At 31.9% G+C, this 8,035-nt stretch carries 4 protein-coding genes; all 4 read left to right on the top strand.

What is annotated here, in order from left to right; translation table 11 throughout:
- Positions 1 to 759: 759 nt before the first annotated feature.
- On the top strand, positions 760 to 1,515 hold the full coding sequence (locus F6K22_RS23300) for a hypothetical protein (RefSeq protein ID WP_293103354.1): 756 nt from the start codon (positions 760 to 762) through the stop codon (positions 1,513 to 1,515).
- Positions 1,516 to 2,400: 885 nt separating this feature from the next.
- Entirely contained in the window at positions 2,401 to 2,976 is a 576-nt protein-coding gene (locus tag F6K22_RS23295; protein ID WP_293103351.1) for a hypothetical protein, read from the top strand.
- A gap of 3 nt (positions 2,977 to 2,979) precedes the next feature.
- Positions 2,980 to 4,821, top strand: coding sequence for a ComEA family DNA-binding protein (locus tag F6K22_RS23290; RefSeq protein ID WP_293103349.1), 1,842 nt, complete (start codon positions 2,980 to 2,982; stop codon positions 4,819 to 4,821).
- Between the two features lie 326 nt (positions 4,822 to 5,147).
- Positions 5,148 to 7,259: a prolyl oligopeptidase family serine peptidase gene (locus F6K22_RS23285; RefSeq protein WP_293103346.1), complete on the top strand. Its 2,112-nt coding sequence runs from the start codon at positions 5,148 to 5,150 to the stop codon at positions 7,257 to 7,259.
- Positions 7,260 to 8,035 lie beyond the last annotated feature (776 nt).

The following is an 8,035-nucleotide window of genomic DNA, read 5'->3' as shown; positions in this document are numbered from 1 at the left end:
TACTCCTAAAGTTAAAAAACTTTGTACCTCACAAGTATGGGAAGTGCTACACTAATTTTAACTAAGGTCAAAATACCATCAAATTTTAGTATCTTGATAGTTTTTTTCATAGGTAAATTTTGTCGTCAATTATGACTATTTTATTGAATCTCTAACCTATAAGTACTATAGTTTCTCACTCTTGAGAAATCCCATCTATCAGAACTTAGAACTCAGAGATTACTTCTGAGTGAATTTTTGCTACGTTCGTCCTTCCCTACGGGATGCTACGCAAAGATTCGCCACAATTTAGTAATATTTACTGCCTTTGCTTCAAGTGATATACCTTATGAAACCCAATATATACATTTTGGCACTGAAAATTTTCTCTGTATAGATTCAACGCCATTTAATGACTGCCTTTGAGTCCCATCAATATGAAATTGCGAATAGCTTGCCTTATTTTAATTTTGGAGGAAGTGGCCGAGATAATATACTTGTTCCCACAGTAGTTGACTTAGTGAATCTATAATCTAAAATAGAAAATATACAAATAGCTAGTATAAAGAAGCCGACAAATTTTATTTTTAGGTAAAAATACTTGCTAATCAAATTTTGTTTCAGCTCATATTCTAGGAAAAAAATTAGGAAATATAGGAAAAAATTAATACCTAAAAATATACCTCTTAAAGCATGAGCTAGAAAAAAATTAAATGCTTAAAAACTCAAAAATTATCTTAGATCACCTAGAAGAAAATGTCCTTTTCTATGCAGGGAAAAATGGATTATGAAACTTTGGGGAAAACAGGAGGAATTAGCACAACTCCTGGAACACCACAATGGGCACTTGCGATTAAGTTAAAACTACAATATGTTCTCAAAAAAAGTATAGTTGCTAATGCAGAACAATTAAAAGCATGGCGTGAATTAATGAAACAACCAGCAGCTTATCAACAATTACTTGATGAGCAAGGAAAATCATTTAATAGCTATGAAGAATTATGTCGTGCTCAACCACCTTATGGATTGGGTTGTGAACCGAAAGAAATTGAAGAATTAATTAGCGGATTAGAATCAACTGAAACCAAAAAAGTTGAGATACCAGAAGAACCACTTAAAGATTTAGGAAATCCATCAAATTATTTTCATAAATTCTCTAAACTTGTAGAAGCTTGCCCAGATAATCAAGTTTTAAACGCATCTAAAATTGGAGAAATCTTAGATTATGCTCATAGCACTGCTCAATTATGGAGAAAACGATGGGAACATTTGGGATGGTTGGAACAATCAAAAAGCGGTGGGAGAGGTTTTTATCAAATTACTGAATCAGGAAAAATTGCGGTGAAAAATTGGTTGGAACAACAACCAGAAGGTAAGTTAAATAAAGAATTATGGGTAGTAGTTGCTAAGAATCCTCAAAAGGCAGCAGAAAAGTTAATTAAGTCGTTTGAAGCTGAAGATTTAAGAGAAATTCACCAACTAATTGGAGAATATTTTAGTCAAGAATCAACTGTATTTCATGGAGATATGGAATGAAGATTAGTCTGTAGTTATCATCAGCTTTACCTAATTCATTTATAGCTATCAGCTCAAGTCAAAACTCTTGGTTGTAAAGGATTTCAATTTTATCAATTTTCTAGCACTTTTTTGTATTGCTATAGTGGTAAAAGATGATTTTTTTACTTCTATATAATTTGATGCTGACAAAAAATATTGTACCAATTTGATAAATATTTGCTGCAAATAACTAGGTTATTTCTTGGAAGTTAGGCAGGGGAGCCGTCGGATTGGCAACGTACAGAATGAATGGCTTTAATACAATTTTTTAGGTCGGAAATTATCTTTTTTGTAAAAGGGAAATTTCAGATCAAGTCTTTTAATAGTGCTTATTATTTGTAAGATTCTTTTTTCAGAATGGTATTATTTAGAGAATATCCAAGTGTTAAATGTAGTCCTAAATTTTATTTTAACCAATTAATGTTAATGTTAATTTCAATAAAAATATAGCAATCCTATTTGAGTTGTGTACAAAATTCAAAAGCTTTTAGGCAACAGGGAAGGCTTAACTGGGAACAGGTGGGAGTTTCAGTTTTTTTATTTACTTTTTGATTTGTCGCAACCAATGCGCGGATTGCTATAACTGTAAGGATTAATTTTAACTTAGGGATTTTGAGTAAACTAAATTATGTTTTAGTTGAATAAAAATTGAGCTTATTCAAAAAAAGATTAATTAGAATGAGTAGTATCTGATAAAATTCATGATTTAAGTTTATTGTTGGTTGATAAGTTGTGGAGATAGTCTATGTCAAAGTTATAAATCTATTTTGTTTCAGTTATCAACATAGCTATTTTAGGATTTTTAACTACAGGATTTTTGCAAGTGTTAAATATATTGATTAATAAAATTAATAAGAGGAAGTAATGACGGAAATTTCGGCTGAACAAATGCTTTATTTGCTTTATACTTTTGCCTATTCAACAGAGGGAACAGTAACTAGAAGTACAGTCAGGAATCATTTATCTAAAAAACACCGCCCTAATGCAAAACAGGTTTGTGAGAGTTTATGCGAGTTGAAGTTATTGGAATCTCCTAAACGAGGCAGAATTAAAGTTACGGAGATGGGAATGAAAGCTCTGGTTATTAGTCTTCAAACAACGGAATATAAGTTCAGGTCTAACAAAGGGGCTAAACTTTTAAATGCTTTGATGGCTTGTTTAAAATTAGCAGCAAAATATAATCAGATAAATTATCAAAATGAGAATATGGATTTTGAGACTTTTGTAGATAAGTTTGAAAAGCTTTATTTTGAAGAAAGGAGCCGTCAAGAATTACGAGGATTTGTAGCTATTCGTAGTCAAGAAATTTGTCAAAAGTTTAAGGATGAAAATTATATTTCAGAATCTAACTTAAAGAAATATTTTGAGCAGTTAAAATCCCAAGATATTGTTTTTGCTGTAGTAGAAGACAATGAAGAAATTATTGAGTGGGTAAATTAAATTATGCCAGAAAATGCAGGAAAGAAAAGGATGATTAAAGACTTTCTCCAACGCATAAGAAAGGGAGAAGGTTTTATTGAAGATATTTGGATTGAACGTGATGTTAGACCTCTCGGAACAAATGATGTTCTTTCAGAGAATAGAAGTTCATGTTCAGCTAATAGTTTGTCTGGAAGACCAGTATCTAATATTACTGAGCTTCTTCAAGATGATATTCGTCAAACTTTTGAAGAAGGATATTTTACTGCGAGATTTGTTACTGCTGTATTGGGTACTGGCAAAACTTCATTACTAACTTATTTAGAGAACTTAATCATATATGAGTTTGATTATAAGACTAATTCTGTCGTTATTAAAATCGGACTGAATAAGTTAGAGAAAATACCAATAGATAGTAGTTATAATTTCCAGGTAAAGTTTTACTGTTATATTTTAAGCAAAACTTTCTGGGAACTAACAAGAAACCCAGAATTATCATCAGTAAGAGATGAAGCTATACAGTTTCTCAAAGACTTTGATGCAGAACCAGGATTATTAGATAAACTGAATCGAGAGAAAATTAATCAAGACAATTTAGAATCACAGTTTTTGACATTCTTTCTAAATATTCGTGTGGACTTAGCTAAATTGTTTCTTGACTTGATCTCTCAAGTAAATAAAATTGTTCCTGGATTTACTTTCGCTTATCTCATAGATGAATTAGACTCATTAACAGAATTTGGTAATGTAGAGGAAGATATTCAACTAATTTTTAAGGACTTATTAAAACGGATATATGATGAATATCAGTCTAAAATTCCTCTACTAATTTATTTAGTAGGAACGAGTAATAGAGTTAGGCAAATTATTGAAGGAAATTCAGTATTGGAAAGCTTAATAGCAGAGAATACAATAGAGCTTTATAATTGTTCTGAAAAAGAATACAAAATGATTAGAGAAAAAATAGATGAAAGGTTTAGAGGAGCATATAAGGGATATAAAAATTTTGACCTTGCTTGGCAAGAAATTCAGAATATACCATTGAAAAAAACTAAAAATTTAAGAGTATTTTATCAAGATTATACTGGGGAAGTGTTAAAAATACACGAAAAGTATTTTCAAGAAGCACCAGAGCAAAAATTTGAAGGCGATGCTCGTGGATTAGTTGAAGCAAAATGTCGAGAGCAATGGGATAAATATTTAAAAAAGAAAGCATATACACTATTAACAGTTGACACTACAAAATCAATTACAGGCAAAAAAACAGGAGAAAAACACGCCTTAGATTGTTATATAGAATTACTTCATAATGGTGAAGGGGTAGCTAGGGGTTTTGGTGAAGCAAAAAATTATGAATTGTTGAGTTCTCACTTAAGAATATTTAGTGAATGGTTAGATGATTTTGAATTTAATCCATATCCTTTAGATAATACTCATCCAGACTTAGCTTTTATAATTGCTCCTTCATGTCCGTCACTGCTAGAAAAAAAGTTAAAGTCGAAAAATATTGAGTTTATTCAAGCAGATAAAGAAAAATCAACCTCAACAACAGAAAAAGTTATTTACACAGAATCTGATACAAGCAGCTCCATAACAGAAAAAAATATTGAAACAAAATTAACTTCGTCATCACACCCAACAAACTCAACAGCTATTAATATTAATACAGCAAATGAAGCTGACTTAATAACTGCTTTTAAAGGAACAAATGTCAGGAAAAAAACTATTCAAAAGCTAGTAAAAAATAGAAAAAGTAATCCTTATAAAGATTTGGCTCCTCTTGTATCCGATCTTAAATTTAGCGACAATGTAAAAGCAAAACTCGAAGAAAAACTTGATCGAGGTGAAATTTGTTTCTCAGATTAAATCAACTATTTAAAAATAAGATGAAACATTCCAAATAATCTCCAACATATTTCGATCAAAAATTTTCTGGAGTACGGTGGGCAAAAAAGATTAAATCAATATCAAAAATATTGAAACTGGAGAAGATTTGGCAGATGTTTTTCAATAGATAAAATTCAACCAACCAACTTGTAAAAATGATAATCAAGGTTTGTTGTAGAAAAGATTTAACTCATCTTGTATCCAATTTGAAATTTACCGATAATGTAAAAGCAAAACTTCAACAAAAACTTGATAACGGCGAAATTTGTTTCTAAGATTAAATCAACCATTCAGAAATCAAAAATATGAAATACCCCAAACAACCTCTAACATATCCAATCACTGACAAAACAGACATAGTAGAAAATTATCATGGTATTCAAGTTCCCGATCCTTATCAATGGTTAGAAAACCCTGACTCTGAAAAAACTCAAGAGTGGGTAAAATCTCAGAATGAAATTACCTTTAATTATCTGGCAGAAATTTCTGAACGAGAAACTATTAAAAAACGACTAACTCAAATCTGGGATTATGAAAAATATAGCGTTCCCTTTAAAGAAGGCGATCGCTACTTCTATTTTAAAAATGATGGTTTACAAAATCAAAGTGTTTTATACACTTTACCTACTCTAGATGCTGAACCAAAAGTTTTGATAGACCCCAACAAATTATCAGAAGATGGAACAGTTGCTCTGTCGGGAATTGCTATTAGTAAAGATGGCAAATTAATCGCTTATGGTATTTCTAAGTCTGGTTCAGACTGGCAAGAATGGCGAATAAAAAATATTGAGACGGGAGAAGATTTACCAGATGTTTTGCAATGGATTAAATTCTATCGACCGACTTGGAGACATGATAATCAAGGTTTGTTTTATAGTCGCTACGAACAACCAAAAGAAGGGAAATTAGAAGAGACTAACTATTTACATAAAGTTTACTACCATTGTTTAGGTACTTCTCAAGATAATGATGTACTAATTTATGAAAGAGCTGAAAAAAAAGAATGGAGTTTTAATTGCTATGTTACAGAAGATGGCAAATATTTGATTTTGACAGTTTGGCAAAGTACAGACCGCCAAAATTTAGTTTTTTACCAGGATTTAACTATCGCAGATGCGCCGATAGTACAACTTATTAGCGAGTTTGAAGCTGAATATAGTCTGATAGATAATGATGATAATATCTTTTGGTTTGTCACAGATTTTGATGCTCCGAAAAAACGAGTTATTGCCATTGATATTAATAACCCCCCATCACCTTCTTTAGTCAGAGGAGAAAATCAAGATAAATGGCAAGAAATTATTCCCGAAACAACAGATACATTGCAAGGAGTAGGCACACTTAATAATCAGTTTGTTGCTTTCTATTTAAAGGATGCTCATACTCAGGTAAAAATCTTTAATCTTGATGGTTCCCTAGTCAGAAATGTAGACTTACCCGGAATTGGTTCAGTGGGTGGTTTTTATGGTAAACGTTACGAGACAACCACATTTTATAGTTATGTTAGTTTCACAACTCCCTCAACTATTTATCAGTACGATATGGTGAGTGGTGAAAGTAAAATTTATCGTCAATCAAATGTAGATTTTAATCCCGATGAATTTGAAACAAAGCAAATTTTTTATAGTAGTAAGGATGGTACAAGTATCCCCATGTTTATTACTCACAAAAAAGGTGTAGAACTAGATGGCAATAACCCAACTATTCTTTATGGATATGGAGGATTTAATATTTCTATCACTCCCAATTTTTCTATTAGTAGATTAGTCTGGTTAGAGATGGGAGGAGTTTATGCAATAGCCAATATTCGTGGAGGAGGAGAATATGGAGAAGAGTGGCATAAAGCAGGAACAAAACAACAGAAACAAAATGTATTTGATGACTTTATTAGTGCTGCTGAATGGTTGATAGAAAATAACTGGACTTGCTCAAAAAAATTAGCTATTACTGGTGCAAGTAATGGTGGTTTATTAGTAGGTGCTTGTATAACTCAAAGACCAGAATTATTTGGTGCCGCTTTACCCGCAGTGGGAGTGATGGATATGTTACGTTTCCATAAATTTACTATTGGTTGGGCGTGGGTTGGTGATTATGGTTCCCCAGATAATCCAGAAGAATTTAAAGCTTTATATGCTTATTCTCCTCTACATAATTTAAAGTCAGAAACTTCTTATCCTGCAACTTTAGTTATTACTGCTGACCATGACGATAGAGTTGTTCCAGCTCATAGTTTTAAGTTTATTTCTACTTTACAAGAAGTTCATATTGGAGATAATCCAGTATTAATTAGAATAGAAACTAAAGCAGGTCATGGAGCAGGAAAACCTACTACGAAAATAATTGAAGAAATTACAGATGAATTTGCTTTTCTGCTGAGAAACTTTGAAATTGAATTGCCAGAAAATTTTGGTAATTAAGGTTTGCTGAAAAAGTATGATGAGTAAGGGTAGGAGTTATTTCAGTTATCAGTTAGCCTCCTCCGGAGGAACTGCGTTAACAGTTATCAGTTATCAGTACCTCTGACTTTAGTCGGAGGCTTGAAATACTGAAGTTGCTCTTTTTTTATCCTCTTGAAAGATGAGACTTGAGACCTTCTTTTTTGGTCAGGAGAATTATAGAGGAGGTAGAAGGAAAATTTGTCAGAGTGATTTTTCTGGGTGAAGTTTTTCCTGGATATTTCAACAGAACCAAAATTCGACTTCTACATCTATAACATCTAATTCTCAAGTTGAGATTTTGTCTTAGGAGTCAGGAGAATTATAGAGGAGGTAGAAGGAAAATTTGTCAGAGTGATTTTTCTGGGTGAAGTTTTTCCTGGATATTTCAACAGAACCAAAATTCGACTTCTACATCTATAACATCTAATTCTCAAGTTGAGATTTTGTCTTAGGAGTCAGGAGAATTATAGAGGAGGTAGAAGGAAAATTTGTCAGAGTGATTTTTCTGGGTGAAGTTTTTCCTGGATATTTCAACAGAACCAAAATTCGACTTCTACATCTATGAAATATCTAATTCTAACTTTGAGATTTTGTCTTAGGAGTTAGGAGTTAGGAGTCAGGAGAATTCATAGAGGAGGTAGAAGGAAAATTTGTCAGAGTGATTTTTCTGGGTGAAGTTTTTCCTGGATATTTCAACAGAACCAAAATTCGACTTCTACATCTATAACATCTAATTCTCAAGTTGAGATTTTGTC

The organism is Okeania sp. SIO2F4 (assembly GCF_010672385.1).
Lineage (GTDB): Bacteria > Cyanobacteriota > Cyanobacteriia > Cyanobacteriales > Microcoleaceae > Trichodesmium.
The sequence above is the reverse complement of the archived record's forward strand: the minus strand, read 5'-3'. Positions and strand labels throughout refer to the sequence as shown.

Coding starts and splice junctions, on each gene's coding strand:
- F6K22_RS23300 (WP_293103354.1), top strand. CDS start 760: ATGGATTATGAAACTTTGGGGAAAACAGGAGGAATTAGCACAACTCCT.
- F6K22_RS23295 (WP_293103351.1), top strand. CDS start 2,401: ATGACGGAAATTTCGGCTGAACAAATGCTTTATTTGCTTTATACTTTT.
- F6K22_RS23290 (WP_293103349.1), top strand. CDS start 2,980: ATGCCAGAAAATGCAGGAAAGAAAAGGATGATTAAAGACTTTCTCCAA.
- F6K22_RS23285 (WP_293103346.1), top strand. CDS start 5,148: ATGAAATACCCCAAACAACCTCTAACATATCCAATCACTGACAAAACA.